The sequence below is a fragment of the Priestia sp. SIMBA_032 genome (assembly GCF_046535215.1).
Taxonomy (GTDB): Bacteria; Bacillota; Bacilli; order Bacillales; family Bacillaceae_H; genus Priestia; species Priestia aryabhattai.
The window spans coordinates 1-250 of the sequence record NZ_JAWRXD010001210.1; the positions used below are offsets into that span (position 1 = coordinate 1).

General features: G+C 64.4%; 1 protein-coding gene. It reads right to left on the minus strand.

The genetic code is table 11. The features are described from left to right. A partial coding sequence (locus tag SB717_RS38170; RefSeq protein WP_410908396.1) for a nitrilase-related carbon-nitrogen hydrolase occupies positions 1 to 250 on the minus strand: 250 nt, incomplete at both ends.

A 250-nucleotide genomic window follows, 5' to 3' on the forward strand; every position in this document is an offset into this window, starting at 1 on the left:
GTCGATGACCACGGCCGTGTTGTGATACAGGCCGGCATTACGCCGTTCGAATACCGAGGCGACGATAATGATCTGATGCCGGCGTGCCGCTTCGCTCAATGCCTCCGTGGTCGGTCCCGGAATGGGTTCGGCCAGATCGAACAGCGCCACGTCGGCGGTCTTGCAGAAATACGGCGTGGCGTGCAGCTCCGGCAGCAGCACCAGCTGTGCGCCGCTTTCGGCTGCCCGGGCAATACCGGCCAGCGAGCGT